Genomic DNA, 26,995 nt, shown 5'->3' with positions numbered 1-26,995 from the left:
AACTAGTGAGCGACCCTTTCGGGTTGTCTATCGGAACAACCAACCTGGTCGCGGCGCGTGTCGGAGCTCAGCCCGTGACGCGCCGCTCCGTGCTGACCCTGTATGGGCACCGTCCCGCAGAGGTGGGTCTGCCGTCGGACAATCCGAATCTCACCGAGCCCGGCCTCGTCCTGCGTGGTTTCGTGGAACGCATCGGTGACCCGGTGCCGCTGGTCGCCGTCGACGGTTCGCCCCACCAGGCTGACCAGCTGCTGGTCGAGGCCCTGGGAGCGATGGCCGACGCCGCCGGAGGCCCCGGTCCGAACAGCGACGTCGTCCTCGCGGTGCCCGCGCACTGGGCGCCGACCGCCGTCCGCGCTCTCGAGGCGGCGCTGCGGGGCGACCGCAAACTCGCCCCGAGTGGCGTGCTGCCCCGGCTGATGTCCGATGCGGTGACCGCGTTGACCGCGCTGCAGGTCAACCCCGGCCTGGCCGCCAACGGCATCGTCGCACTGCTCGACTTCGGTGGCAGCGGCACCAGCATCACCCTGGCCGATGCCGCGGCAGGCTTCCGTCCGGTCACCGAGACCGTGCGCCACCTGGATTTCTCCGGCGACCAGATCGATCAGGCCCTGCTGACCGCGGTGCTGGCCGACATCGGCAACCGCGGCGACGTCGACCCGTCGGCCACCGCCGCAGTGGGGTCGCTGGCCCGGCTGCGCGACGAATGCCGTCGAGCCAAAGAACGCTTGTCTGCAGAAACCGCCACCGCGGTGAATGTGCAGCTGCCCGGTGTGAGCACCGAGTCCCGGGTCACGCGAGCCGAACTGGAGAACCTGATCGGGCCGGCTCTGGAGGGTGTGCTGGCCGCGCTCGATGATCTGCTGCGGCGCAACCGGATCAACTGGTCCGACATCACCGCGGTGGGCACAGTCGGCGGCGGCGCCTCCATTCCACTTGTCACACAGCGGCTTTCCGAGCGATCCTCTGCGCCGGTGGTCACGACACCGATGCCGGCGCTGGACATCGCCGTCGGCGCCGCACTGATCGCCGCGCGTGGGCCCGACGCCGACGCACCCACCGGGTTGTCGACGGCTCTGGGTGAGGCGGCCACGTCGGGGATCGGTGTAGCGGGCTGGGCGGCGGATCCCAACGCGCCGGGATCCTCGACGTTCCGGGCACTAGCCTGGTCGCAGGACGACGACAGCGCGGCCGATCCGGTGCCCTACGAAGGTGATTATCAAAGCCCGTACGAGGCGCCGAACCCGTACGCGATGAACACCGGAGCCCGGCCCCAGATCGAGTACACCCCGGCGACGGGCACCTTCGAAGAACCCACGTCGCGGTTCCGGTTCCCGCAACTGGCGCTGGCCGCCGCGGCGCTGATCGCGGTGGTGGCTCTCGGCGGTGTGGCCTACACGCTGACCACCGACTCGTCGAGCACGGAGCCGACCACCCCGCCCAGCATCGCGCCCCCGGTGCTGACCACCCAAGCGCCGCCACCGCCCCCCGAGACGACGCTGCCCCCGCCGCCGCCGGAAACGACGTACGTTCCGCCGCCGGAGACGACGTACGTCACCATCACCCCGAGCCAGGCGCCGCCCCCACCACCGCCGCCGGAGACCACCACCACCACGACGACGCCTCCGACGACCACCACAACCACCACCACGACGACGACCACGACACCGACAACCACGACGACGACCACAACACCGACGACCACGACACCGACAACCACGACACCGACAACCACTCCGCCGCCGATGACGACGACGCACCTGAACATCCCGTTCCTACCGGTGCCGATTCCTATTCAGGTGCCGAACCGGGAGTCGCAGCAGCCATTCCCCTGATCGTTGACAAAAACATTTGTCAAGGCTGACCATCGAATGGTGTTCGACGTCGATGTGATCGCAGACCCGGCCGCCGCGGCGAGCGCGCTGGACCCCATTCGCAGCCGCATCCTCGCCGAATTGGGCGAACCCGCGTCCGCGGCGGTGTTGGCCTCGCGACTGGGCCTTGCCCGCCAAAAGGTGAACTACCACCTGCGCGCGCTCGAAGACCACCACCTGGTGACCGTCGCCGACGAACGCAGGTGGGGCGGGATCAAAGAGCGGATGCTTGTCGCCACGGCCTCGTCGTATGTCGTCTCACCGGCGGCGCTGGGCCCGGCCGGAGCCGACCCGGGACGTATGACGGACCGGTTGTCCGCCAGCTATCTGATCGCCGTGGCCGCACGGACGGTCCGCGAAGTCGGGGGGCTCTGGCGGGCGGCCCGCGAGCAGAACAAGCGACTGGCGACCCTGGCGGTCGACACCGAGTTGAGTTTCGCCTCTCCCGCCGACAGGGCTGCGTTCACCGACGACCTCGCCGGCGCCGTCGCTGCGCTGGTCTCGAAGTACCACAATGCCGGCGCGCCGGGCGCTCGGACGTATCGCCTGGTGGTCGGTGCCTATCCAACCCCGAACTCCACCAACTGAGGAGCGCCACATGCCCATGCACAAAGACGAATCCGGCCGCCGCTGGGTCGAGGTGGGGGTCGTCGTTCCCGGGTCGCCGGAACAGGTGTGGCAGGCCATCGCGACGGGCCCCGGGTGCAGCGCCTGGTTCGCCCCCGCCACCATAGGCGAATACGTCGGGGGCACAGTTGAATTCGACTTCGGGGACGGCACAACCTCGTCGGGACCGGTGACGGCCTGGGAGCCGCCCACACGGTTCGCCTACGAAGAGGTGGGTTGGAGTGGAGAGGCGCCGCCGGTGGCCACCGAGGTCACCGTCACCAGCCGCAGCGGTGATCAGTGTGTGGTGCGGATGGTGCACAGCCTGTTCACCGACCGCGACGACTGGGACGACGAACTGGAGAGCTTCGAGAGGGGCTGGCCGACGTTCTTCGAGGTCCTGCGGATCTACCTGGCCGATCACGCGGGTGAGCCGGCCGCGACCGTCAACGTCGGCGCGTCACCGTCCGGTACCGAAGCGCACGTGTGGAAGGCGCTGGTCGACGCGCTCGGCGCCCGCGAGGCAGATGTGGGCGACGTCCTCTCGCTCGGCACCCCGCGCATCCTGGGTACGGTGGAGCAGACGCAGCAGAATCACAGGTTCCGGCAGCTGCTGATGCGGCTCACGGAACCCACCGCCGGGGTGTTGGTGGCTGGCACCTGCACCGTGGGCGGCCAGACCATGGTCAATGTCAGCGTCTACCTCTACGGGCCGGAGGCGGCACAGTTCGCCGTTGACGACGAGTGGATGAGCTGGCTGAGCGCCGTGTGCGACGCCGCGGCAGCGCCGAGACCGACGTAATTCCGGTTTCGTCTCGCACTTTCGGGCCCAAACTCACGTTTGGGCGAGGTGGTGGGGGCCGGTGGCACACTGGAGTCATGAGCAGCAGCAATAATCCCTTCGGCTTCGATCCCGAGGACTTCGATCGCATGGTCCGGGAAGCCGGTGAAGGTCTGCGCGAAGCGTTCGGGCGGGTGTTCGAGACCGGTGGCCAGCGTGGGGGCTGGAACATGTTCTTCGATCAGGGCGGTCACCGGCCGCGGCCCGAGCCCGAGACCACCGGCGATACCGGCGACGGGGTGTGGGCCATCTACACCGTGACCGAGGACGGCTCAGCGACCGTGGAGCAGGTGTTCGCCACGGAACTCGACGCCCTCCGCGCCAACAAACACAACACCGACGCCACGCGGAAGGTGCGGTTCCTGCCCTACGGCATCGCGGTCAGCGCGCTGGACGAAGCGGATCGGTCGGCTACCGACGAGGCTTAGCGGCGGCGGTTGACCACAGCGCCCACGCCACCAGAACCGGCTGGAACAGCAGTCGCACGAACCTCTTGGTGTCGCTGTTGAGGCCGAAGCCGTCGCGCTTGTTGACATACTGCGCGATGTTGCCGGGGAAGACGGCCACGAAGAACGCCGCCAGCAGCCGGCCCACCAGCACGCGGTCGCGGCGCAGAAGTGCCAGACCGGCACCGAGCACGATCTCCACGCCACCCGAGGCCATCACCACGCCGTCCGGATCCATGGGGAGCGATTTCGGCACCTGGGCCTGGAATTCCTGACGGCCCCAGAAGAGGTGACTCAGTCCGGCGAACACCATGGCGCCGGCCAGAACCAGACGAGCAGCCGTGCGCGCCGGTGTGGTGGGTGGCGGGGGCGGAAGCTCCGCCGAAACAGGTGAGGTCACCCCCTACAGATACCCCACGCCCCCGGCGCTCTACCAACCGGTTGCGTGGGCGCTAATTACAGGAATGTTTCCTGTCAAAACTCTGTGAAACGGGAAAAATTTCAATCCTTAGCGAGCCAAAACTGTTTTTCTCGTCCAAGATGGCTCCTCGAATCCTGATCGAGGCGTAAACGTGGACCGGAACCCGACCGGTCGCAGTACACCCACGCCCCGCGGAACCAACTGAGGAGCCCGATGAGCACCCTGCGCACCACCCTGCGCAAAACCGCTGTCCTGTTCTGCATCGCCACCGTCGCCGCCTTCGGTGTCGCCGCGTGTGGCGGAGACGACGACGCGGGCGGCGGATCCAGCTCGGGATCCGGGGGCGGCGAGATCAACATCTCGATGACGTCGTTCCCCGACTACATCGACCCGCAGCTGTCGTACACCGTCGAAGGGTGGGAGACGCTCTACAACGTCTACACCCCGCTGCTGACCTACAAGCACGCCAAGGGCGAGGACGGCACCGAGGTGGTGCCCGGCCTGGCCGAGGCGATGCCCGAGGTCTCGCCCGACGGCAAGACCTACAAGCTCAAGCTGCGGTCGGACATGTTGTACTCCGACGGCACGCCCATCAAGGCGTCGGACTTCACCTACGCGATCCAGCGGCTGTTCAAGGCCGACTCGGGTGGCTCGGTGTTCTTCAGCGGCATCGTCGGCGCGCCCCAATACGCCGACGGATCCGCGGACACCATCTCCGGCATCGTCACCGACGACGCCACCGGCGACATCACCATCACCCTCGACGCGCCCAACGGCACCTTCGAGAACGTGCTCGCGCTGATGTTCTCGGCGCCGGTTCCGCCGAGCACCCCGCTGGCCGATGACACCACCAACAATCCGCCGCCGTCGAGCGGGCCGTTCATGATCACGAATGTGGAAGCCCCCCAGACGTTGACGCTGGAACGTAACCCCAACTTCGAGACCGTCAAATCCGCCGGCGCCACCGAAGTGGCCGACGCCCAGGTCGACAAGATCACGGTCACCCAGAACAAGAGCAACTCCGCCCAGGTGACCGGAGTGGAGCAGAACACCATCGATTTCATGGTCGACCCGCCGGACGCCGACCGGCTCCAAGAGGTCAAAACCCGCTTCGGAGAACGGTTCCGGCTCGAGGAATCGATCAACACCTACTACTTCTGGATGAACAACCAGACCGCTCCCTTCAATGACGTGCGGGTGCGCCAGGCGATCAACTACGCGATCGACCCCGAAGCCCTCAACCGCGTGTTCGGCGGTCGCATGCACGCCACCCAGCAGATCCTCCCGCCGGGAATGCCCGGCTACGAGGAGTACAAGCTGTACCCGGGACCTGACATGAACAAGGCCAAAGAGCTGCTGGCTCAGGCCAATCCGGCCGACAAGGACATCACGGTCTGGACCAACGACGAGCCTGACCGCAAGCGGATCGGCGAGTACTACCACGATCTGCTCAACCAGCTGGGATTCAACGCCACGCTGAAAGTGATCGCCGGTGACGTCTACTTCACCACGATCGGCAACCAGTCCACGCCGGACCTCGACACCGGATTCTCCAACTGGTTCCAGGACTTCCCGCACCCGGACGACTTCTTCCGTCCGCTGCTCAACAGCGACGCCATCCTGCCCACCAACGGCAACAACTTCTCCCGGGCCTCCATCCCCGCGCTGGACGCCAAGATGAACGAGTTGCTGACCAAGCAGCTCACCGACGGGGACACCGAGCAGCAGTACGCGGCGTTGGACAAGGCCTATATGGAGCAGGCGGTGTGGGCGCCGTACGGCAACGAGCAGTACACGACATTCGTCTCCGAACGGATGGACTTCGACAAGGCCTACAGCCATCTCCTGTTCAACCAGGACTGGTCCGCGCTCGCCATCAAGTAAATGGCCACTCCTACTGATGCGGTGGAGGCACCCGGGGAACCGGTGCTGCCCACCGGTGTTCCGGCCGAGCAGATCCGGGGCCGGAGCCCGTGGTACCTGGCGTGGTTACGTCTGCGCCGCAACAAGGTGGCGCTGGGCTTCGGGGTGCTGTTCGTCCTGATCGTCGTGTTCTGCCTGGCGGCGCCGCTGTGGGCAGATCACGTGGCGCACACCGGACCCAACGAGAACCACATCACCGACACGGTGATGATCGACGGCAAGGAAACCGACGTCGTATCACCCGACGGCACACCGATCGGACCCGGACTGCACGGCCGCTACCTGCTGGGGGCCGACCAGAACGGCCGTGACGTGATGGTGCGGTTGATGTACGGCGGGCGGACATCCATCTACATCGGGGTGGCCGCCGCGGCGATCACCACGGTGTTGGCGGTCCTCGTCGGCCTGGTGTGCGGCTACTACCGCGGCTGGATCGATGCGCTGCTGTCACGCGTCATGGACGTGGTGTGGGCCTTCCCGGTGCTGTTGCTCGGTATCGCGCTGGGCACCGCACTTGCGTTGGGCGGTTTCAAGATCGGCGACGTGCAGGTGGCCGGGGACTCGCTGTGGATCCCGATCCTGATCATCGGCCTGGTGTACGTGCCGTACATGGCCCGGCCGATCCGCGGTGAGGTGCTGGCGTTGCGGGAGAAGGAGTTCATCGAAGCGGCGGTGGCTCAGGGCAAGGGGCCGCTGCGCATCATGTTCACCGAACTGCTGCCGAATGTGGTGTCGACCATCATCGTGTTCTTCACGCTGAACATCGCGAACAACATGCTGCTCGAATCGGCGCTGTCGTTCCTCGGTGCGGGTGTGCGGGCGCCGAACGCGTCGTGGGGCACCATGATCGCCGACGGTTACCAGACGATCTACACCGCGCCGCATCTGACGATCGTCCCCGGTCTGCTGATCGTGTTGACGGTGTTGTCGCTCAACGTGTTCGGCGATGGGTTGCGCGACGCGCTCGATCCCCGCGCCAAGATCCGGATGGAGCACTGATGCTTCGTTTCGTCGCCAGGCGGGTGATCGGCATGGTCGCGGTGCTGTTCGCGATCTCGATTCTGGTGTTCCTGATCTTCAACGTCATCCCCAACTCCGATCCGGCGGCGCGCATCGCCGGCAAGAACGCCGACCCCGAACTCATCGCGCGGGTCAACGCCGACCTCGGTCTCGACCAGCCGCTGCCGGTGCAGTACCTGACGATGATGAAGCAGATCTTCACCGGAGAGCTCACCTCGTACGCGAGCTCGCTCAACGTCGTGGACCAGATCTGGAAGGGCCTGCCCGCCACGCTGTCGCTGTGCGTGGGTGCGGCGGTGCTGTGGATGGCGCTGGCCATCTGGTTCGGTTATCTGAGCGCGGTGCACGCGGGCAAACTCACCGACCGGGCGCTGACGGTGCTGAGCCTGGTCGGTATCTCGATGCCGGTGTTCTGGCTCGCGGCAATTCTGTTGTACTACTTGAGTTTCAAAGCTGAGCTGTTCCCCACCAGCAGTTACGTGCCGCTGACCAAGGACCCACTGGACTGGGCGTATCACCTGATCCTGCCGTGGATCACCCTGGCGGTGCTCTACGTGGGCTTCTACAGCAGGGTGTTGCGCTCCAACATGCTCGACGTGATGAACGACGACCACGTCCGTACCGCCCGCGCGAAAGGAATCAGTGAACGTCAGGTCCGCATCAAACACGTGCTGCGCAACTCGATGATCCCGATCGTGACCCTGTTCGGGTTGGATTTCGGGGCCGTCGTCGGCGGGGGAGCGATCCTCACCGAGACGGTGTTCAACATCAACGGTGTCGGTTTGTACGCCGGGCAGGCCATCGGCTCGCTGGATCTGCCTCCGCTGATGGGCGTCACGATGTTCGGCGCCTTCTTCATCGTGCTGTTCAACACGCTGGTGGACATCGCGTACGCATTCCTGGACCCCCGCATCCGATTGGGAGAGGCGGCACCGGTATGAGCCCCATCCTCGAAGTCAATGACCTACGAGTCGGTTTCGCCACCCAGGACGGCATGGTGCACGCCGTCGACGGCGTGTCGTTCGACCTGTCCGCCGGTGAGGTACTGGCCGTCGTCGGCGAATCCGGCAGTGGTAAGAGCGTCACCGCCCAGACGCTGATCGGCCTGACCCGGGCGCCGAACGCCACCATCGGGGGCTCGGTCCGCTACCGCGGCACGGATCTGGTGACGCTCAGCGACAACGACCTGCGCAAGGTGCGGGGCAATGACATCGCCATGGTGTTCCAGGATCCGATGACCTCGTTGAACCCGGTGTACCGGGTGGGTGACCAGATCGCGGAGATGATCCGGGCCCACCGCGACGTCTCCCGCGCCGAGGCCCGGGACCGGGCGATCGAACTGCTCCGCTCGGTCGGAATCCCCAATCCTGAACGGCGGGTGCGTGATTACCCCCATGAATTCTCCGGCGGTATGCGCCAACGGGTGATGATCGCGATGGCGCTGTCGCTGGAACCGGACGTGCTGATCGCCGACGAACCCACCACCGCGCTCGACGTCACGATCCAGGCGCAGATCCTGAGGCTGCTCGACGACCTCAACACCCAGCGTGACCTCGCGGTCATCCTGATCACCCACGACCTCGGAGTGGTGGCGGAGGTGGCCGACCGGGTGCTGGTCATGTACGCCGGGCATGTGGTGGAGGACGCGAGTGTCGACGACATCTTCTACGATCCCCAGCATCCTTACACCTGGGGGCTTTTCGGCTCGCTGACGCCGCTGGACGCGCCGCAGCACAGCCGTCTGCCGCAGATCGGCGGCGCCCCGCCGTCGCTGCTGTCACTGCCTTCCGGCTGCCGGTTCGCCCCGCGCTGCCCGCACGCCTTCGAGGCCTGCGACACCCCGCCACCGCTGGAACCCCGGAGGTTCCCGGAGCACCTGGACCGGTGCTGGCTGGAACCGGAACAGAAGTCGACACTGCGTGATGTCGACGGCCGGATCGGGTTGCGGAAACCGGTCGCCTCATGACTGAACCGCTTCTGGAAGTCACCGACCTGGTCAAACACTTCCCGATCAAGGCGGGCGCCGTCATCGAACGCGAGGTCGCGCGGGTGCGCGCCGTCGACGGGGTGAGCCTGGTGCTCCACGAAGGCGAAACCCTGGGGCTGGTGGGCGAGTCCGGCTGCGGCAAGTCCACACTGTGCCGGCTGATCATGCAGCTGTTGACGCCGACCTCGGGGTCGGTGCGCTTCGACGGCCAGGAACTGGTGGGCCGGTCGCGACGGGAACTGCGCCCCATCCGCAGGCACATCCAGATGGTGTTCCAGGACCCGTTCGCCTCACTGAACCCACGCAAGCGGGTCGGACAGATCATCGGCGACGCGATGGAACTGCACGGCCTGGCCGGCGGCGGCGACGTCAAGCGCAAGGTCCAGGACCTGCTGGACCGGGTCGGGTTGCAGGCCGAGCACATCAACCGCTACCCCCATGAATTCTCCGGTGGACAGCGCCAGCGGATCGGCATCGCGCGGGCGCTGGCGCTGCGCCCGAAGCTGATCATCGCCGACGAACCGGTCTCGGCGCTGGACGTGTCGGTGCAGGCGCAGATCATCAACCTCCTCGAGGACCTGCAGGACGAGTTCAAGCTGTCCTACCTGTTCGTCGCGCACGATCTCGGCGTGGTGCGGCATGTGTCGGATCGGGTGGCCGTCATGTACCTCGGCAAGATCGTCGAGACCGGGATGTCAAACGATCTGTATGACAAGCCGTTTCACCCATACGCCAACGCACTGCTGTCCGCGGTGCCGATCCCGGACCCTCGACGCAACTCCGCGCGGGAGCGGCTCATCCTCGAAGGGGACGTCCCCAGCCCGATCGACCCGCCGTCGGGATGCCGCTTCCACACCCGGTGCCGCTGGGCCACCGAAGTGTGCACCGCGGAGGAGCCGGTGTTGGTGACGCATGAGCCCGCGCATGCGGCGGCCTGCCATCACCCGCGGCACCTGGAAGCGGCGTTTGGGGGTAGCTGACCCGGGTATCCGGCGCACATGTCTGCGCCCAATCCCTGTACTGACGTGACGCTGGAGGTCGACGGCCAGCGCCACGAGCTGCGGGTCGACAACCGCGTCACCCTGCTGGACGCCCTCCGTGAACACCTGGGCGTACGCACCGCGAAGAAGGGTTGTGACCACGGCCAGTGCGGTTCGTGCACCGTCCTGGTCGACGGCCGCCGGGTGGTCAGCTGCCTGTCGTTCGCGGTCGCCGCGCAGGGCAGTCAGGTCACCACCGCCGGGGGCCTGGGTTCCGGCGAGGAGTTGCACCCCGTGGCCCAGGCGTTCTACGACGAAGACGCCTTCCAATGCGGGTACTGCACGCCGGGACAGATCTGTTCGGCGGTCGGCATGCTCGACGAGGCCAAGGCCGGAGCCCCGAGCTTTGTCACCGACGACCTGGAGCACGTCGCCGAGCTCACCCGCGAGGAGATCCGGGAACGGATGAGCGGCAATCTGTGTCGTTGCGCGGCGTATCCGAACATCGTCGCCGCCATCGAGGAAGCGGCCACCCGATGAGACCGTTCGAATACCACCTCGCGGCCAGCCCCGCTGACGCCGTCGCCACCCTGGCACGTCGGCCGGACGCCGCCTACCTGGCCGGCGGCACCAACCTCGTCGACCACATGAAACTCGGTGTCGCCAATCCCGGGCTGCTGGTGGACGTCAGCCGGCTCGACCTCAGTGAGACCACGGCGCTGCCGGAGGGCGGTGTGCGCATCGGCGCCACCGTCCGCAACAGCGATCTCGCCGCGGATCCGGTGATCCGGTCCCGCTACCCCGTGCTGACCCGGGCGTTGCTGTCCGGAGCCTCGGGACAGTTGCGCAACGCGGCCACCACCGCGGGCAACCTGCTGCAGCGCACCCGCTGCGTGTACTTCCAGGACGTCACCACCCCGTGCAACAAACGTGAACCCGGCAGCGGCTGCTCGGCGATCGGCGGGTACCTCCGTTACCACGCCATCCTGGGTACGTCCCCGCAGTGTGTAGCCGTCCATCCCTCCGATATGGCGGTGGCCATGGCCGCGCTGGACGCCGAGGTGGTGATCCAGGGTGACAACGGTGAACGGCGTGTGCCGGTCGAAGAGTTCCACCGGCTGCCGGGCGAGGAGCCGGAACGGGACACGGTGTTGCGCCACGGCGAACTCATCACAGCCGTCGAGCTGCCCGCACCACCCGAGGGCGCGGTGTCGAACTATCGCAAGGTGCGCGACCGCGCGTCGTACGCGTTCGCTCTGGTCTCGGTGGCGGCCGAACTCGTGGTGACGCCCTCCGGCGACATCCGCTCCGCCAGAATCGCTTTCGGCGGGGTGGCCCACAAACCCTGGCGGGCCCGCAAAGCCGAGGGTTTGCTGACGGGTGCACCGGCCACCGAGGAGACCTTCCGCGCGGCTGCCGATGCCGAGTTGGCGGCGGCCGAACCGCTGCCCGGCAACGAGTTCAAGGTCGACCTGACCCGCCGCACCCTGATCGCCGAACTGCGTGCACTCAGTGGGAGACAGCGCTCATGACGATGCTCGAACCCCGCTCGATCGGCCAGCCGGTCGCCCGCCTGGACGGTCGCGCCAAGGTCACCGGCACCGCGCCGTACGCCTTCGAACAGGCCGTCGACAACCCGGCTTATCTGCACCCCATCCAGTCGACCATCGCCCGTGGCCGGGTGATCGCGATGGACACCGCCCAAGCGCGCGCGGTGGACGGTGTGCTCGATGTCCTGACCGTGTTCGACGCACCCGAACTGGCCGATGACTCCGACGGCGAACTGGCGATACTCCAGGATCAGCGCGTGCATTTCCGCGGCCAGTTGATCGGCGGCGTGGTGGCGGAGACAGCCGAAATCGCCCGTCACGCTGCGGGTCTGGTGGAGCCGGAGTATGAGCAGGAGGCTCACGACGCCGAACTGACCCCGGATCACCCGGGTCTGTACACACCGGAATCGGTGAATCCGTCCTACGATCCGGACACTGACGACGGCGATGTCGAGGCCGCGCTGGCCGCTGCCGAGTTCGTGGTGGACCAGACCTATACGACCCCCATCGAGCACAACAACCCGATGGAACCGCACGCCTGCATCGCGCAGTGGTCCACCCGGGGCGGGCAGCCGTCGATCACCATGTACGACTCCACCCAGGGCGTGCACGTGGTGCGAAAGACGTTGGCGCCCATCTTCGGTGTGGAACCCGAACAGCTGCGGGTGGTGGCCCCGCACGTGGGTGGCGGTTTCGGTTCGAAGGGGGCGCCGCACGCCCATGATGTCCTGGTGTTGCTGGCCGCCCAGCGGGCCGGCGGGCGCCCCGTCAAGCTGGCACTGACCCGGCAACAGATGTTCTCACTGGTGGGGTACCGCACCCAGACCATCCAGCGTCTGCGGCTCGGTGCCGGTGGCGACGGCCGGCTGACCGCGCTGGTGCACGACGTGGTGGAACAGACCTCAGCGGCCAAGGAATTCGCCGAGCAGACCGCGGTGACCTCGCGCAAGATGTACGCCTCACCGAACCGGCGGACGTCGCACCGGCTGGCCAAACTCGATGTGGCGATCCCGTTCTGGATGCGTGCGCCGGGGGAGTGCCCGGGCACCTACGCCGCCGAGGCCGCGATGGACGAACTGGCGGTGGTCTGCGGCATCGACCCGGTCGAGCTCCGGATCCGCAACGAACCCGAGGTCGACCCGGAAACGGGTAAATCGTGGTCCGGTCGCCACCTGGTGGAGTGTCTACGGCTGGGGGCCGAACGGTTCGGCTGGGAAACGCGTAACCCCACTCCGGGACAGCAGATGTCCCAGGATTGGTTCATCGGGATGGGAGTGGCGTCGTCCACGTATCCCGGAATGGCCATGCCCGGCAACGCCGCCCGCATCACCTACGCGGCCGAGGGGCGTTACGCGGTCGCCATCGGCGCCGCCGATATCGGCACCGGAACCTGGACGACGCTGACGCAGATCGCCGCCGACGCACTGGGCTGCGGTGTGGACGCCGTCGACCTGCAGATCGGTGATACCGATCTGCCACCGGCGTCGGTGGCGGGCGGGTCGTCCGGCATGACGTCGTGGGGCACCGCGATCGTCACGGCGGCCGAGCAGTTCCGGCGCGACCACGGCGATCCCCCGGCCGTCGGCGCGACGACGATGGCGGAATCATCGGGTCCCGAGTCCGACGACTTCACCGTGCAGTCCTTCGGAGCCCAATTCGTCGAGGTTCGGGTGCATCGCGACACCGGCGAGATCCGCGTACCCCGGATGCTCGGGGTGTTCGACGTGGGGCGGGCCATCAACGGCCGCACACTGCGGTCGCAACTCATCGGCGGTATGACCATGGGCCTGTCGATGGCGTTGCATGAGGAAAGCGTCCGCGACACGCGTTTCGGCCATGTGGTCACCCAGGATCTGGCGACCTACCACATCAGCTCACACGCCGATGTCGAGGACGTCGACGCCATCTGGCTGAACACGCCGGACGAGCACTTCAACGTGATGGGGTCGCGGGGAGCCGGTGAGATCGGGATAGTGGGCGCCGCCGCCGCGGTGGCCAACGCCGTCTACAACGCGACCGGCGTGCGGGTGCGTGATCTGCCCGTCACCCTGGACAAGGTGTTGGCCGGCTGGCGCTGAGGTCACTGCCTCTGCCAGGCGCGGGCGGCGAGCAACTCCGGGACCACCACCTCGGTGAGCAGGCGGACGTCGTCGTCGGTGTCACCCGGATACCGCAACCCGTACCCTGCGCCGGCCACCTCACCGCCGACACCGACGACGGTGCTGCCGCGGGCGGTGGTCCACTCCGCCAGTTGGTTCTCCCAGGCCGAGCCGGCGAAGACCAGCAGCCGGTAGTCGGTGGTCTTGGTCAGGTAGACGTCGACGTGGCTCCAGTCGCCGGTCTCACATCCCACCGCCGGAAGCCGCGGGCCTTCTCGCACCATCAGCGACCCCTGCTGCGCAGAACAGAGCCGCTGTGCGGGCGCAGCCAAGTGGGTTCCATCCGGCCCCAGCAGGAGTCCCGAAAGCTCCGGCTGCCAAGTGCTTTCGGTGTCGAGGAGGTGTTGGGTGGCTTCGGCCGACCTGGTGATGGTGTCAGTCGGGGTGTCCCTGCCGGTGAGGTGGCATTCGAGCGCTATCAGCAGCGCCAGCGTGTGCTGATAACTGCGGCAGGCGACACCGCCGACCTCCGGTTCCGCGTGCAGTGCCACGGTGGCATCGCAGGCTTCGGTGATCGGGGAGTCGGCGGTGTTGGTCAGCGCCACGGTGGGCACCTGCCGGCGCAACCGGTCCAGGGCGTCGAGGGTTTCGACGGAGCCGCCGCTGGCCGAGGTGGCCACCACCAGAGTGCCGAGACCCCAGTCGGGCAGCAGTGAGGACGACGCCAGCTCCGATGTGACGATGAGCCCGCGGGCGCGCATCCTCGCCGCGGCCACCCCGCCGGCGTAGGCCGACGAGCCCATTCCGAGCAGGACAACCCGCTCGACATCCGGCGAAACGACAGCGGCCCAGGGATTTTCGGCGGCCAGAGTCTCAGCGAGCCGACCCAGGACCTCCGGCTTGCGCTGCACGTCGGCCAGGAAGCCTTCGGGTTTCACAGCGGTGACCTTTCATCGAGAAGTGCGGGCAGTGCCGCATCGGGGACGTACATCCACCGCGGCAGATGCCGGGCGGCGTAGATGATCTCGCGCAGCACCTGCTGCAGGCGGAAGGCGCGCAAGACGGTGTGGTCGAGTTCTCCGGCGTAGCCACCGAGGAACGCCGCGCGTGCGGCGGCGTCCACCTCGGCGAGTATGTCGGCGTCCAGGTCGGTGTACTTGCGGGCGACGACGGCGGCGTGGGCCAGTGATTGGGTCATGCCCGCGACATCGAGGGCTGCGGGAATCGGCAGCATCCGCTGCCGTGCCGGGAGCACCGGGTTGCCGTCGAAATCGGTCACCACGAACCGGTGGCCGCTGCGCAACACCTGGCCGACATGCAGATCACCGTGACCGTCGAGCACCGGTGTACCGCCCAGCGTGCCCACCGCGCCGAGGATGGTCGCGATCTCGTGGCGGCGGGTACGGGCGGTGGTGATACTCGCGGAGTCGCCGCTGGCGCAGGCGATGTCGAGGGTGCCCATCGCGTCCTCATGCCAACGTTGAGCGTCCTCCGGCGCGGCGGTGGTGGTGGTGCTCGCCAGTGCGGTGTGCAGGTCGGCCACCAGAATTCCCACCGCGGTGGCTGCCTCGACGACAGGGCCGGGATCACGCGCGAGGACGGCCCGGGTGATCAGCTCCACCGCCCAGGTCCAGCCGTCGACGGCACCGGGCAGGTACTCGTCCACGCTGGCCACCAGGGTCTCGTCACCGTCTGGTGAGCGCCAGGTGATCAGCCCCCACGGTGTCGGCATGCCGGTGAATCCGGCTTCGCGCAGCGTGGTGATCCGGTGCGGCGCCGGGTGCGGACCGGCTTCGAGATGGGTGGCCCACTTGACCACCGCGGTGGCGCCGACGATCACCGATTCGTTGGTCTGGTCGACGCCGATGGTCCGCTCACCGGTGGCGGTACGGGTGCTCCACGAGTGAATGGTGAAGCGGCCCTGGTCTTTTGATCCGCGTGCCAGGACTGTCAGGAGCGCCTCGGCCGCACCGTCGCCGGGTCGGGCGCGGACGTCGCCGATGTGGGGGAGCGCGGCCAGTCCGTCGCCGTCGGGCACGATGACGAGCCGCCTGCCGCCGCCCAGGTCGAGGGCGTCGAGGAAATCAGGCAACCGACGCCCGGTGCTGGACACCGACCTCTTCGATCACGTCGGCGCCCACTCGCAGCCCGTTGCGCCGGCGCACCGCGGCGCCGATTCCGTCCATCCGCTGCCGCAGCGCGGTGTCGGCGAGGAGGCGGTCCACCGCCGCGGTCAGTTCATGATCGGCGAAGGCGTAGGTGTCGAGCCGGATGCCGAAGCCGAGTTCGGCTATGCGCTGGGCGTTTTCGTACTGATCCCAGAACAGCGGCAGTACGATCAGCGGTTTCCCGAAGTGCACGGTCTCGGTGACGGTGTTGTTGCCGCCGTGGGAGATCACCAGATCGACCTGGGGAATGACCGTGGTCTGCGGGAGCATCTGTGCGCCGACCATGTTGTCGGCCAGCGTGATCCGGTCGGCCTGCGGCCCCATACTGACGATGTAACGGTGTCGGGTGGTACCGAGCACGTCGACCAATCGTTGCATCAGCGCCACGTCGGCGCCCCCGAGCGAGCCGAGCGACAGGTAGATGAGACCGCTGTCGGCGGGCCGGCCTGTCACCGTTTCCGGCAGTGGGTAGTCGTCATCGGTTTCCCGCACGCTGGAGTCCATCCGGGTCCAGGTGCCGTCGAGCGGACGGACATCGGTGTAGTCGGCTTCGGCGGGGTAGACGTACAGATTGGCCGCATTGGCGCGGGGCATGAACTCCAGCTCCGGCAACGCGGGGGCGCCCTGGGCCTGCACCCAGGCGTCGAAATCGGACCACATGGCGCGGTGGGTTCGGGCGAACTCGGCGCGGTAGTGGTCCCAGTCGGTGCGGTCAGCGCTCGGCAGACCCGAGAACGGCGGAGGCACTTCAGGGCCGGGGATTTCCAGCGGGCTGCAGGAGACGATCCGCACGAAGGGCGCCCCCGCGGTGACCAGTGCGGGGAACAGCACCACGTTGTCTTCGACGATCACGTCCGGGCGGTGAGTGGCGATGATCTGACGCAATCGGGGCTCGCTGTACTTCGCGCCGTCGATCAACGCCTGATAGGTCGGCTGGATGAACGACTCGAGCTGCTCGATCGTGGGTTTGCGGAACTCCGGCGCGGTTTCGGCGATGAAGTCGGTCCAGAACTTGCCCGCGTCCTGCTCGTTCGCCTCGGGATCGGGTTCGGCCAGATCGACGAGTTCCTCGATGAAACCGAACGGTGCGAGTTTGCCGGCCCAGGAACTCTCGGCGGCGAAGACGATGGTGTGCCCGCGGTCGCGCAGGATCGCGGCCAGTCCGATGCATTGATTGGTCGGCCCGTAGGCCGACTCGGGCCAGAACATGATCGTCAGCGGTGTCGGCATGTCACGAAGATACCGGCGGCAGACCAGCTCGCAGGGGGAGTGAGCTGCATCACATTCGGGTACCCCAGGTTGGTTCAGCGTCCAGTAGCGGTTGGGGGATCTCATGAGCGCAGCACCCACTCTCAAGAAGGCGCTCTCGCAGAGACAGCTCACCATGATCGCCATCGGGGGTGTCATCGGCGCGGGGCTGTTCGTCGGCTCGGGGGTGGTGATCGGCGATACCGGTCCCGGCGCCTTCATCACCTACGGTCTGGCCGGCGTGTTGATCATCATGGTGATGCGCATGCTCGCGGAAATGGCGGTCGCGAACCCGTCCACCGGGTCGTTCGCGGACTATTCGCGCAACGCCATGGGCGACTGGGCCGGCTTCTCCGTCGGCTGGTTGTACTGGTACTTCTGGGTGATCGTGGTCGGCTTCGAAGCGATCGCCGGTGCCAAGATCGTGCAGTACTGGATCGACGTGCCGCTGTGGCTGTCTGCACTGATCTTCATGGTGCTGATGACGGCCACCAATCTGTTCTCGGTGGCCTCCTACGGTGAATTCGAGTTCTGGTTCGCCGGTATCAAGGTGGCCGCGATCATCGCGTTCATCGCTCTGGGTGCCGCGTTCGTCTTCGGGCTGTGGCCCGGAAAGTCGGCTGATTTCTCGAATCTCACGGACAACGGTGGATTCATGCCGTTGGGTTTCGGGGTGATCACCGTCGGCATCGTGACGGTCATCTTCTCCATGGTGGGTGCCGAGATCGCGACCATCGCGGCTGCGGAATCCGCCGATCCGGAACGGGCGGTCGCCAAAGCCGCCAACTCGGTGATCGTGCGCATCCTGGTCTTCTACGTCGGGGCGGTGCTGCTGCTGGTGACGATCCTGCCGTGGAACGACGCGGGGATGGCGGCCTCACCGTTCGTCGCGGCGTTCACCGAGATGGGCATCCCGTACGCCGACCACGTGATGAACGCCGTGGTGCTGACCGCGGTGCTGAGCTGCCTGAACTCCGGCATGTACACCGCTTCCCGGATGCTCTTCGTGCTGGCCGCTCGACGGGAGGCGCCGTCCGCGCTGGTGCGGGTCACCAGGCGAGGGGTGCCGATGAACGCGATCCTGGCGTCGTCGGTGGTCGGGTTCCTCTGCGTGATCGCCGCGGCGGTGTCACCGGACACGATCTTTGCGTTCCTGCTGAATTCGAGCGGCGCGATCATCCTGTTCGTGTACCTGCTGATCGCCCTGTCGCAGATAGTGCTGCGCTACCGGACTCCGGATTCGGAGCTGCGGGTGAAAATGTGGTTGTTCCCTGTGCTTTCCATCCTCACCGCGGTGGCAATCGTCGCCATTCTGGTGCAGATGTTCATCGATCCGGCGCTGCGCTCCCAGTTGGTGCTGAGCCTGCTGTCCTGGGCAGTGGTGATCGTGTTGTTCGCCGCGAACAAGTGGTTCGTGAAGCGGCGCCCGGCAGTGACGGACGAGGTGTCGACCGTGACGCCACACCGGGTACTCGTGCTGGCCAATCACACCGTCGATTCCGCGGAGCTGCTCGAGGAACTGGAGCGCATCGGGGCCGACCGGGAGACCCGGTATCTCGTGGTGGTGCCCGCCAGCCCCGTCGACACCGGTGCCGCGGCCACGCACGGACCGCGCGATGTCTCCGAAGCCACGCAGGAGGCGGCGCAGGCGCGGCTCGACACCACCCTGTCTGCACTGCGCGGTCAAAACCTGGACGCCGACGGCGAACTCGGTGATGAACGCCCCCTGCGGGCACTGGAACACGCGGTCGGGAGGTTCGGCCCGGACCAGATCGTCATCTCGACCCTGCCGCCGGAGTCATCGATCTGGCAGCGCTTCGACGTCGTGGACCGCGCCCGTGCCCAGTTCAAGTTGCCCGTCACCCACGTGGTGGCGAGATCGGTTGAGGTCAATCAGGTCCCGCGATGACCATCATCGCGGGGTTTAGCGCGAGCCGACAGGGGATGGCGCCGCTGTATCTGGCGGCGCAGGTGTCACGGTGCACCGGAGCCAGGATCGTGGCCGTCGCCATCGTCGAGCGGCCGTGGCCACCCAAGGCGGGTGCCGTCGAGAACGAATATCTGAATTACATTGCCGCCCAGGCCAAGGACGCACTGACACAGATGGCGGAGCAGATGCCCCGCGGCTTGGACGTGTGGCAGCTGGTGCATCAAGCCTCCTCCATTCCGGCGGGTCTGACCGAACTCGCCGCTGAGATGAACGCGGAGCTCGTCGTCGTCGGGTCGTCATCGTCTGGACTGCTCGGCCGGGTCGCCCTGGGCAGTGTGACCGATCGACTGGTTCACACCGCCGCGGTACCGGTGGCGATCGCGCCGCGCGGATATCCGGCACATTCGGGTCAGATCAATCGGCTGACGGTGGCCTACGGCGGGCAGGCCGACGCGGTGGGGTTGGTGGCCACCAGCGCGGAACTGGCCCAGCGGTGGTCGGCGCGCCTGCGGATCGCCTCCTTCACCGTGCGCCCACCGCGGATGTTCCGCGGCGGCATCGAGCCGGCCGCCGAAGATCTTGTGGTCGACGCATGGGCGCGCCGGACCCAGGAGGGGATCGCCAAGCAGATGCAGGAGATCCGCTCGGGGATCGACACTCTGGACGCCGAAGTGGTGATCGGGGCCGGGCCGACGTGGCGTGAGGCGGTGGACTCCCTGCAGTGGAAGCCCGGCGACCTCCTGCTGTTGGGTTCCGGTGCGGCGGGGCCGGCCGCCCAGGTGTTCCTGGGTTCCGCCGCGGCACGAATCCTCCGGCATGCGCCGGTACCGACGATGATCGTGCCGCGGCGGCAGTGAGTGGACCTAGCCCGTGATCGGCGCTTCCACCCGGTAGCGCTTGTACAGACCGTTGCCGAAGTCGACCTCGATATCGCGGGAGGCCACCAGCGTGGCCTGATCGCCGGCCACGGCGTAACCGATCTCGGTGGTGGCGGGCACCACGGAGTACCCCACCGGCATCTGACCCCGCAGCGCCCACCGCGACAGGTGCCTGGCCCACGAGGCGCCGAGGCGTGCTTCTGCACTGTCGGCCGAAGCGCGTGCGGACACCTCGGTGCCGTCGGGCGCGGGTGTGGGTTGGGCGTTGCCCCGGGTCAGCCGGTCCACGGTGCGCGTCGAGTCCGCCACGCGTGTGACCGTCCCGTCGTTGTCCACCGACACCCGTACTTCGCCGGCACCGGGGGTGACGACGGGCAGGCCGTTGATGAGCTGCTTGAACTGAACCGTCGTCTCGGTGACGAACGGGTCCAGCAGCTCTCCGCCGCCCTGAGCGCTGCCACCGGCTTCCATCGCGTATCGCACGCTGTCGAACACCAGCTGCGCGTCGCGGTTCAACCCGTACAGGCTCACCGCTTCCTGGGCGATGGCGGCCACCTGATCGAGCGAAAGCTGGTTGTGATTGCGGTAATTGGATGCGGCGAGTTGCGCCTCCACCGAGCCGTCCGCACCGAATGCCACACCGGCGTTGTCCTGCACCACGCGGTAGGCGCCGGTGCGGGACACCGTGATCTCGCGCGGCACGGTCAGCGGTAACCCGTACCGGTTCACCTCAGAACGCAACACGTTCTCGCCGATCTGAATCGGTCGCAGCTGGGCCACCGAGAGATCGTCCGGGATGGCGGTCAGTTTCTCGCGCGTCGCCATGTTCGACGGGGCCATCCGAGCGGCGTTGTACCAGCGCCACTCCCACCAGTCCCGGCTCGCATGCTGCCACGCGAAAGACCGCTCGTTGTACAGACGGTCGGCAGCTTCGGCCTGGTTGGCCCCCACCGCGACGACCGACGGCACCTGGCCGGTCGAGATCCGCCAGCTGGCATCCATCCACGCCGTGCTGAACGACTTGCCCTTGTTCCACTCCTCGAAGAAGTACCTACCGTAGTTCGGGTTGTCGTAGCTGATGGTCTCGAACCCGAACAGCATCCGGAAGCCGAGATTCGAGTTGCCCCAAGCGCTGAGCGGATTCAGCGGCGCGTAGACCGGGCAGGCCAAACACGTCGACCAGAACAGGTAGTTGGCTCGTTCGTTGCCCAAGCGCATCTGGTCAGACCAGGCGTCGCTGCCCTGATCCGACCAACTGGCACCCATCGGGAACCACACCCGGCCGTCGGCCAGGCGGCCGCCGTGGCCGGAGTGGTACATCACGTTGACGGCATCGGCTCCGTAGGTGTCCTGCCAGTTGTCGAACTCTTCGTAGTAAGCCCAGTTGGCCACATTGCCGTCGCGGTACCAGAAGTTGGGCGCGGTGAACCCGGCCACGTAGTCGTAGAACCCTTGCGCATCGTCGTGGGTGTAGGTCAGTGGACTGGAGTTGGCGAAGGTCTCGATGGAGAAGAAGCCGTAGGCGTTGGCGCCGGCCCGCTGTCCATTGGTCTTGCCATTGGTCTTGCCGTCCCGCGACGCCGGACTGTCGTGCGGATCCTCCCCGACGCCGGTGCCCAGCACCAGATGGGTCTCGGGCACCGGGGCGGCGACGACGTTGGTGGTGTCGGTGCTGCGCTTGGGTACCGCTGTCTTTGTTGTGGACATCTGAACTCCTTCGAAAAGTGAGACGCCACAGCAGGAGTGGGCGCCGGCGAGGGAATTTCGCCTGCCCGCGATGGTCCCCGCCGCTGGACGGGGCGAATAGAGTACCGCGCTACTCGTGCTCGGCCCCGGCGGTCCGGCCACCATTTTCACGGATGCGCAATTCCGCGCGTCCACTGTTCCTACAGGGGGCCCGATCATGGCGAAAACAACCAACAAGCGTGCCGAACAGAGCCGTATCTGCAATCTGGTGCCGACACCGGAGGCGAGCACGAGGACCGACTGGCGTTTCACCGATGCCGTCGAGGCCGGGGCGTTCGGTGCGGTACGGGCGAACCCGTCGAGTCTCGATCTGCGTGAGCCCTGGTGGACCATCGGGGATCAGGGCGCCACCGGGTCATGCGTGGGCTGGGCCACGGCCGACGGTGTGGCCCGCGGTGTTTTCGGCGCCGCCGGCAGACTGCCGGAGGACACCAAACTCTCACCGCGGTTCGTCTGGATGGCCTGCAAGGAGACCGACGTGTTCACCAGCCGACCCCAGACCATGATCGAGGGTGCGGGTACCACGCTCAAGTCGGCGGTCGACGTGTTACGCAATTACGGGGCGGTCCCGGAGTCACTGCTGCCCTTCAAGATCGACACCGCGATGTACATCGGTAACGAGAACGCCTTCTATGCGGCTGCCGCGCGGTACAAGGTGGCGTCCTATTTCAACCTCGGTCTCGAACTGGACAACTGGCGATCCTGGCTGGTGCAGCGCGGCCCGATCCTGGTGGGACTCAACGTCGATTCGACCTGGGGCAAGGCCACCGACACCGGTGGAAAGCTCGACGTCTTCAAGCCGGGGACCACCCGCGGTGGACATGCGGTGGCTGTGGTGGGCTACACCGACGACGAGCGATTCATCATTCGCAACAGCTGGGGCACCGGCTGGGGTGATGATGGATTCGCCTACGCCAGTGAGAACTACATCAGGGATGCCTTCTTCAACGAGAGCTACGGGGTGACACTCTGATCACGCTGACCGACCACGACAACGGCACCAGGGTCACCGTGCGCGTCGGTGACACCGTCGAGGTCCGGCTGGCCGAGAACGCCACCACCGGATACCGCTGGGCCGCAGAGGACGTCGACGCCGCTGTCGTCGAGCTCCTCGACACCTCGGCCGACTATCCACCGTCGGTGGTCGGGGCGTCCGGAGTGGCGGTGTTCCGCGTGCTGGTTCGTGGTGCCGGGTCGGTGACCCTGGGTTTCAAGTGCTGGAGGCCCTGGGAGGGCGACGACGGGGTGGTTCAGCGGTTCGCCGTGGTGATCACCGCCGCCTGACGGGAATCGCGCTAATCCTGCGGCAACGCAATGGAGTTCTTAGTATGCCTCCATGCCATCCGGTACGGCCGTGTCACAGCAGGGTGCGGGGCCGAGCCATGCCCCGGCTGTCCCGCAGATCGAACTGATCGGCGTCCGCAAGGAGTTCGGGGACAAGGTGGTGGCCGTCGAGGGCGCCGATCTCGCGGTCGCCGACGGTGAGCTGTTCGCGATCCTGGGGCCGTCCGGCTCGGGCAAGACCACGCTGCTGCGGCTGATCGCGGGATTCGAACAGCCCACCGCAGGCACCGTCAAGCTGGGCGGCAGGGACGTCACCGCGCTCCCGCCCGCCCAGCGCGACACCAACACCGTGTTCCAGCAGTACGCGCTGTTCCCCCACATGACCGTCGCGCAGAACGTGGAATACGGTTTGCGCGTCCGCGGTGTCGCGAAGCCGGAACGTCGGCGTCGTGCCGGCGAGGCCCTCGAGATGGTGCAGTTGGCGGGGTTCGCGGCCCGTAAGCCGGCGGAATTGTCCGGCGGTCAACAGCAACGCGTCGCGCTGGCCCGCGCCCTCGTCGGACGGCCCCGGGTCCTGCTGCTGGACGAACCGCTGGGTGCGCTCGATCTCAAGCTGCGCGAACAGATGCAAGTCGAGCTCAAAGCGATTCAGCGCGAGGTCGGCATCACCTTCGTGATCGTGACGCATGACCAGGACGAGGCGCTGACGCTGTGCGACCGGCTGGTGGTATTGAACAACGGCCGGATCGAACAGATCGGACCCGCCCGCGAGGTCTACGACAACCCCGCCAACCGGTTCGTGGCCGATTTCGTCGGTACCTCGAATGTTCTGGACGGCGCTGCGGCAGAAGCGGTCATCGGGAAGCGGGGGACGCACGCCATCCGCCCGGAACGCATCGCGGTGCTCAGTCCCGAGGCGCCGGTGCCCGCCGGGCAGCGCACCGTCACCGCCGAGGTGGCCGAGGTGGTCTATGCCGGGCCCATCACGCGGATCGCGGCCACGGTCACCGGCCTGTCCGAAGACGCCCGGCTCACCGCGACACTGCTGTCGGCGGAAGCGTCCACCGCCCTCACCCACGGCACCCCCGTCGTCTTGGCCTGGCCGGACACGGCGGTTCTGGATCTCACCTCGGACCCAACAAAGGAGTCGCCATGAGAATCACCTATCGCCGCCTGGGCGTTGCGCTGGCGGCGGGAGCGCTGCTGCTGGCCGGGTGTTCGAGTTCGAGCGACTCGGGCGGCACGTCGGAGGGTCCGCCGGAGATCGAGGCCGCCACCGAGGTGGGCGACGGGGAGGGCGAGCTGAACCTGATCGCCTGGCCCGGCTACGCCGAGGACGGCTCCAATGACCCGGCGGTGGACTGGGTGACACCGTTCGAGCAGCAGACCGGCTGCAACGTCAACATCAAGATCGGCAACACCTCCGACGAGATGGTGCAGCTGATGCGCAGCGGTCAGTACGACGGGGTCTCGGCGTCCGGGGATGCGACGCTGCGGCTGATCTACGCGGGCGACGTGGCGCCGGTGAACACCGACCTGACACCCAACTACGCCACCGTCGTCGATTTCCTCAAGGACAAACCGTGGAACTCGGTTGACGGCCAGATGTACGGCGTTCCGCACGGGTGGGGCGCAAACCTGTTGATGTACAACGCCGATGCCGTGACACCTGCCCCGGATTCCTGGGGCGCGGTGTTCCCGGGGGCACCTGAGTTCAAGGGCAAGGTCACCGCCTACGATTCGCCCATCTACATCGCCGATGCCGCGCTGTTCCTGTCGAAGACCAAACCCGAGCTGGGGATCAATGACCCGTACTCGCTGACCAGCGAACAGCTCGAGGCCGCGGCCGATCTGCTCAAGCAGCAGAAGGAGAACATCGGCGAATACTGGTCGGACTACACCAAAGAGGTGCAGGCCTTCGAGTCCGGCAGCACCGTGATCGGCACCAGCTGGCAGGTGATCGCCAATACCATCGAGGCCGACGGCAAGGTCAAGATCGGCACCGTGCTGCCCAAGGAGGGCTCCACCGGTTGGTCGGACACGTGGATGCTGTCGGCGAAGGCCGCCCATCCCAACTGCATGTACAAGTGGATGGACTACATCATCTCGCCCGAGGCCAACGCCCAGGTGGCCGAATACTTCGGTGAGGCACCGGCACAGACCAAATCGTGTGACCTGACCGCCGACAAGCAGCACTGCGCCACCTACCACGCCACCGACGGTGACTACGCCGCCCAGATCCATTACTGGACAACGCCGCAGACCAAGTGTGTGGACGGCAGTGGTGACAACTGCACCAGTTACGACCAGTGGGTCACCAAGTGGCAGGAGATCAAGGGCTGATGCACTCGGCGCTGTCGCCGCGCGTGCGGGAGAGGGCGGCGCTGGCGTTCCTGTTGATTCCGCCGCTGGCGTGGTTGGTCATCGCCTACCTGGGATCACTTGCGGTGCTGTTGGTTTCGGCATTCTGGGGAACCAACAGCTTCACCGGTGCGGTGGTGCGGACCTTCACCACGGACAATCTGATCCGGGTGCTCACCGACCCGGTGATCAGGGCGGTGGCGTTGCGAACACTGTTGGTGGCACTGGCCGTGACCGTGCTGTGTGCGGTCCTGGCGGTTCCGCTGGCGCTGTTCATGGCGAAATTCGCGTCACCGACCATGCGCATCGTGTTGGTGGTGGCCGTCACCACCCCGCTGTGGGCGAGCTACCTGGTCAAGGCGTACGCGTGGCGAATGTTGCTGTCACCGGAGGGGCCGTTGTCGTGGGCCACCGGATGGTCACCGGGTTACGGGTTGACCGCCACGGTGATCACCCTGACGTATCTGTGGTTGCCGTACATGGTGATTCCGGTGTTCGCGGCCTTTCAACGGGTCCCCGACTCGCTGGTGGACGCCAGTGCCGACCTGGGCGCCTCCGATCTGAGCACGCTGCGGTTGGTGGTGGCGCCGATGGTGTTTCCCGGTATCGCGGCCGGCTCCATCTTCACCTTCTCGCTGTCGCTCGGTGACTACATCGCGGTGACCATCGTCGGCGGCAAAACCCAGATGCTGGGCAATGTCATCTATGGCCAACTGGTCACGGCCAACAACCAGCCGATGGCTGCGGCGCTGTCGTTGATCCCGTTGCTGGCGATCGTGTTGTACCTGTTGGCCATGCGGCGCACCGGGGCTTTGGAGAACGTTTGATGCTGGGGTCGAGGCTACGCGGGTTCACCGGTGTGTGGACTGTTCTGGTTCTGGTATTCGTCTATGCGCCACTGGTGTTGGTGGTGATCAACGCCTTCAACGCCTCCAATACCTTCGCCTTCCCGCCGACGGGTTTCACGCTGCAGTGGTGGCGCGCCGCCTTGCACAGCGAGGGCATGTGGGTGTCGCTGGGCAACTCGGTGGTGGTCGGGTTGGTGGCCACCGCCATTGCCCTGGTGCTGGGCACCATGGTTGCCTTCGCGGTGCAACGCTACGAGTTCTTCGGCAAGCAGACGGTGAACCTGCTTGTGGTGCTGCCCATCACGTTGCCCGGTATCGTCACCGGCATCGCCTTGAATGCCACGTTCACCTCGGCGCTGGGCATCACCCTGGGCATGGCGACCGTCATCGTCGGTCATGCCACGTTCTGTATCGTCATCGTGTTCAACAACACCCAGGCCCGGTTGCGGCGCCTCGGCACCAGTCTCGAGGACGCGTCGGCCGACCTCGGGGCGTCGTCCTGGCAGACCTTCCGATTCGTGACGCTGCCGATGATGCGGGGTGCGCTGGTGGCCGGCGCCATCCTGGCGTTCGCGTTGAGTTTCGACGAGATCGTGGTGACCACCTTCACCGCCGGTCCGGCGGTGCAGACCTTGCCGATCTGGATCTTCGGGAACCTGTTCCGTCCCAACCAGGCTCCGGTGATCAACGTGGTGGCTGCGGTGCTGACGATCGTCGCCATCGTGCCGGTGTGGCTGGCCCAGCGCATCGGTGGTGACCCGGCGGGAACGCGGATCTAGCTTCGG

25 protein-coding genes are annotated in these 26,995 nt (G+C 66.8%); 20 read left to right on the top strand and 5 right to left on the bottom strand.

Annotated elements, in window-relative coordinates; genetic code table 11:
* Positions 1-5: 5 nt before the first annotated feature.
* From NL241_RS29575 to NL241_RS29560, 4 genes are all read left to right on the top strand, one after another.
* Positions 6-1,835 (top strand): Hsp70 family protein, encoded by a 1,830-nt coding sequence (locus NL241_RS29575; protein WP_494395813.1) that lies wholly within the window; start codon positions 6-8, stop codon positions 1,833-1,835.
* A 39-nt stretch (positions 1,836-1,874) separates the two neighbouring features.
* On the top strand, positions 1,875-2,462 hold the full coding sequence (locus NL241_RS29570) for a helix-turn-helix domain-containing protein (protein WP_494395812.1): 588 nt from the start codon (positions 1,875-1,877) through the stop codon (positions 2,460-2,462).
* Between the two features lie 10 nt (positions 2,463-2,472).
* Positions 2,473-3,282: an SRPBCC family protein gene (locus NL241_RS29565; RefSeq protein ID WP_494395811.1), complete on the top strand. Its 810-nt coding sequence runs from the start codon at positions 2,473-2,475 to the stop codon at positions 3,280-3,282.
* Positions 3,283-3,359: 77 nt separating this feature from the next.
* Complete coding sequence (locus NL241_RS29560; RefSeq protein ID WP_487693980.1) at positions 3,360-3,749, top strand: Rv0313 family protein; 390 nt, start codon at positions 3,360-3,362, stop codon at positions 3,747-3,749.
* Here NL241_RS29560 and NL241_RS29555 read toward each other — a convergent pair.
* The gene (locus NL241_RS29555) at positions 3,733-4,167 is read right to left on the bottom strand and encodes a DoxX family protein (RefSeq protein ID WP_487693981.1); all 435 of its coding nucleotides are present in this window, start codon (positions 4,165-4,167) and stop codon (positions 3,733-3,735) included. The two genes, NL241_RS29560 and NL241_RS29555, sit on opposite strands and share 17 nt — an antisense overlap.
* Before the next feature lie 234 nt (positions 4,168-4,401).
* On the opposite strand from NL241_RS29555, the gene NL241_RS29550 reads away from it, so the two are divergent.
* The 8 genes from NL241_RS29550 to NL241_RS29515 are packed head-to-tail and all read left to right on the top strand — an operon-like array spanning position 4,402 to position 13,726.
* Positions 4,402-6,072 carry an ABC transporter substrate-binding protein gene (locus NL241_RS29550; protein ID WP_494395810.1) on the top strand — a complete coding sequence of 557 codons (1,671 nt, stop codon included), beginning with the start codon at positions 4,402-4,404 and terminating at the stop codon, positions 6,070-6,072.
* On the top strand, positions 6,073-7,110 hold the full coding sequence (locus tag NL241_RS29545; RefSeq protein WP_487693984.1) for an ABC transporter permease: 1,038 nt from the start codon (positions 6,073-6,075) through the stop codon (positions 7,108-7,110). It begins immediately after the preceding gene.
* Positions 7,110-8,072, top strand: a complete 963-nt coding sequence (locus NL241_RS29540) for an ABC transporter permease (RefSeq protein ID WP_487693986.1) — start codon at positions 7,110-7,112, stop codon at positions 8,070-8,072. The genes NL241_RS29545 and NL241_RS29540 overlap by 1 nt, the downstream gene beginning before the upstream one ends.
* Positions 8,069-9,097 (top strand): ABC transporter ATP-binding protein, encoded by a 1,029-nt coding sequence (locus NL241_RS29535; RefSeq protein WP_494395809.1) that lies wholly within the window; start codon positions 8,069-8,071, stop codon positions 9,095-9,097. Before NL241_RS29540 ends, NL241_RS29535 begins: the two co-directional genes overlap by 4 nt.
* Positions 9,094-10,098, top strand: a complete 1,005-nt coding sequence (locus NL241_RS29530) for an ABC transporter ATP-binding protein (RefSeq protein ID WP_494395808.1) — start codon at positions 9,094-9,096, stop codon at positions 10,096-10,098. Before NL241_RS29535 ends, NL241_RS29530 begins: the two co-directional genes overlap by 4 nt.
* 18 nt (positions 10,099-10,116) lie before the next feature.
* On the top strand, positions 10,117-10,638 hold the full coding sequence (locus NL241_RS29525; RefSeq protein WP_494395807.1) for a 2Fe-2S iron-sulfur cluster-binding protein: 522 nt from the start codon (positions 10,117-10,119) through the stop codon (positions 10,636-10,638).
* Positions 10,635-11,630 carry an FAD binding domain-containing protein gene (locus NL241_RS29520; RefSeq protein WP_494395806.1) on the top strand — a complete coding sequence of 332 codons (996 nt, stop codon included), beginning with the start codon at positions 10,635-10,637 and terminating at the stop codon, positions 11,628-11,630. The genes NL241_RS29525 and NL241_RS29520 overlap by 4 nt, the downstream gene beginning before the upstream one ends.
* Positions 11,627-13,726: a xanthine dehydrogenase family protein molybdopterin-binding subunit gene (locus tag NL241_RS29515; RefSeq protein ID WP_494395805.1), complete on the top strand. Its 2,100-nt coding sequence runs from the start codon at positions 11,627-11,629 to the stop codon at positions 13,724-13,726. The genes NL241_RS29520 and NL241_RS29515 overlap by 4 nt, the downstream gene beginning before the upstream one ends.
* Before the next feature lie 2 nt (positions 13,727-13,728).
* On the opposite strand, the gene NL241_RS29510 is transcribed toward NL241_RS29515, so the two are convergent.
* The 3 genes from NL241_RS29510 to NL241_RS29500 are packed head-to-tail and all read right to left on the bottom strand — an operon-like array spanning position 13,729 to position 17,145.
* Positions 13,729-14,685: an SIS domain-containing protein gene (locus NL241_RS29510; protein ID WP_494395804.1), complete on the bottom strand. Its 957-nt coding sequence runs from the start codon at positions 14,683-14,685 to the stop codon at positions 13,729-13,731.
* The gene (locus tag NL241_RS29505; RefSeq protein ID WP_494395803.1) at positions 14,682-15,860 is read right to left on the bottom strand and encodes a glucosamine kinase; all 1,179 of its coding nucleotides are present in this window, start codon (positions 15,858-15,860) and stop codon (positions 14,682-14,684) included. Before NL241_RS29505 ends, NL241_RS29510 begins: the two co-directional genes overlap by 4 nt.
* Positions 15,832-17,145 (bottom strand): glycosyltransferase, encoded by a 1,314-nt coding sequence (locus NL241_RS29500; protein ID WP_494395802.1) that lies wholly within the window; start codon positions 17,143-17,145, stop codon positions 15,832-15,834. The genes NL241_RS29505 and NL241_RS29500 overlap by 29 nt, the downstream gene beginning before the upstream one ends.
* Positions 17,146-17,248: 103 nt before the next feature.
* Here NL241_RS29500 and NL241_RS29495 point away from each other — a divergent pair, with 103 nt between their 5' ends.
* Both NL241_RS29495 and NL241_RS29490 read left to right on the top strand, forming a co-directional pair.
* Positions 17,249-19,072: an amino acid permease gene (locus NL241_RS29495; RefSeq protein ID WP_487693999.1), complete on the top strand. Its 1,824-nt coding sequence runs from the start codon at positions 17,249-17,251 to the stop codon at positions 19,070-19,072.
* Positions 19,069-19,950 (top strand): universal stress protein, encoded by an 882-nt coding sequence (locus NL241_RS29490; protein ID WP_487694000.1) that lies wholly within the window; start codon positions 19,069-19,071, stop codon positions 19,948-19,950. Before NL241_RS29495 ends, NL241_RS29490 begins: the two co-directional genes overlap by 4 nt.
* 6 nt (positions 19,951-19,956) lie before the next feature.
* On the opposite strand, the gene NL241_RS29485 is transcribed toward NL241_RS29490, so the two are convergent.
* Positions 19,957-21,678, bottom strand: a complete 1,722-nt coding sequence (locus NL241_RS29485) for a DUF6345 domain-containing protein (RefSeq protein WP_494395801.1) — start codon at positions 21,676-21,678, stop codon at positions 19,957-19,959.
* Between the two features lie 196 nt (positions 21,679-21,874).
* Between NL241_RS29485 and NL241_RS29480 the strand changes: the two genes are divergently transcribed.
* From NL241_RS29480 to NL241_RS29455, 6 genes are read left to right on the top strand one after another with little or no spacing between them, the layout of a single operon-like run.
* Positions 21,875-22,690, top strand: a complete 816-nt coding sequence (locus NL241_RS29480; RefSeq protein WP_494395800.1) for a C1 family peptidase — start codon at positions 21,875-21,877, stop codon at positions 22,688-22,690.
* A gap of 38 nt (positions 22,691-22,728) precedes the next feature.
* The gene (locus tag NL241_RS29475) at positions 22,729-23,001 is read left to right on the top strand and encodes a protease inhibitor I42 family protein (protein ID WP_487694004.1); all 273 of its coding nucleotides are present in this window, start codon (positions 22,729-22,731) and stop codon (positions 22,999-23,001) included.
* Between the two features lie 52 nt (positions 23,002-23,053).
* A complete protein-coding gene (locus tag NL241_RS29470) occupies positions 23,054-24,157 on the top strand; it encodes an ABC transporter ATP-binding protein (RefSeq protein ID WP_487694006.1) in 1,104 nt (367 codons plus the stop codon).
* A complete protein-coding gene (locus NL241_RS29465) occupies positions 24,154-25,344 on the top strand; it encodes an ABC transporter substrate-binding protein (protein WP_487694007.1) in 1,191 nt (396 codons plus the stop codon). Before NL241_RS29470 ends, NL241_RS29465 begins: the two co-directional genes overlap by 4 nt.
* A complete protein-coding gene (locus tag NL241_RS29460) occupies positions 25,344-26,189 on the top strand; it encodes an ABC transporter permease (RefSeq protein WP_494395799.1) in 846 nt (281 codons plus the stop codon). The genes NL241_RS29465 and NL241_RS29460 overlap by 1 nt, the downstream gene beginning before the upstream one ends.
* Positions 26,189-26,989, top strand: a complete 801-nt coding sequence (locus tag NL241_RS29455; protein ID WP_494395798.1) for an ABC transporter permease — start codon at positions 26,189-26,191, stop codon at positions 26,987-26,989. Before NL241_RS29460 ends, NL241_RS29455 begins: the two co-directional genes overlap by 1 nt.
* Positions 26,990-26,995: the final 6 nt, after the last annotated feature.

Source organism: Mycolicibacterium sp. SMGY-1XX, assembly GCF_059132455.1.
Note: the sequence above shows the minus strand (reverse complement) of the source record. Positions and strands in the feature narration are given on the sequence as shown.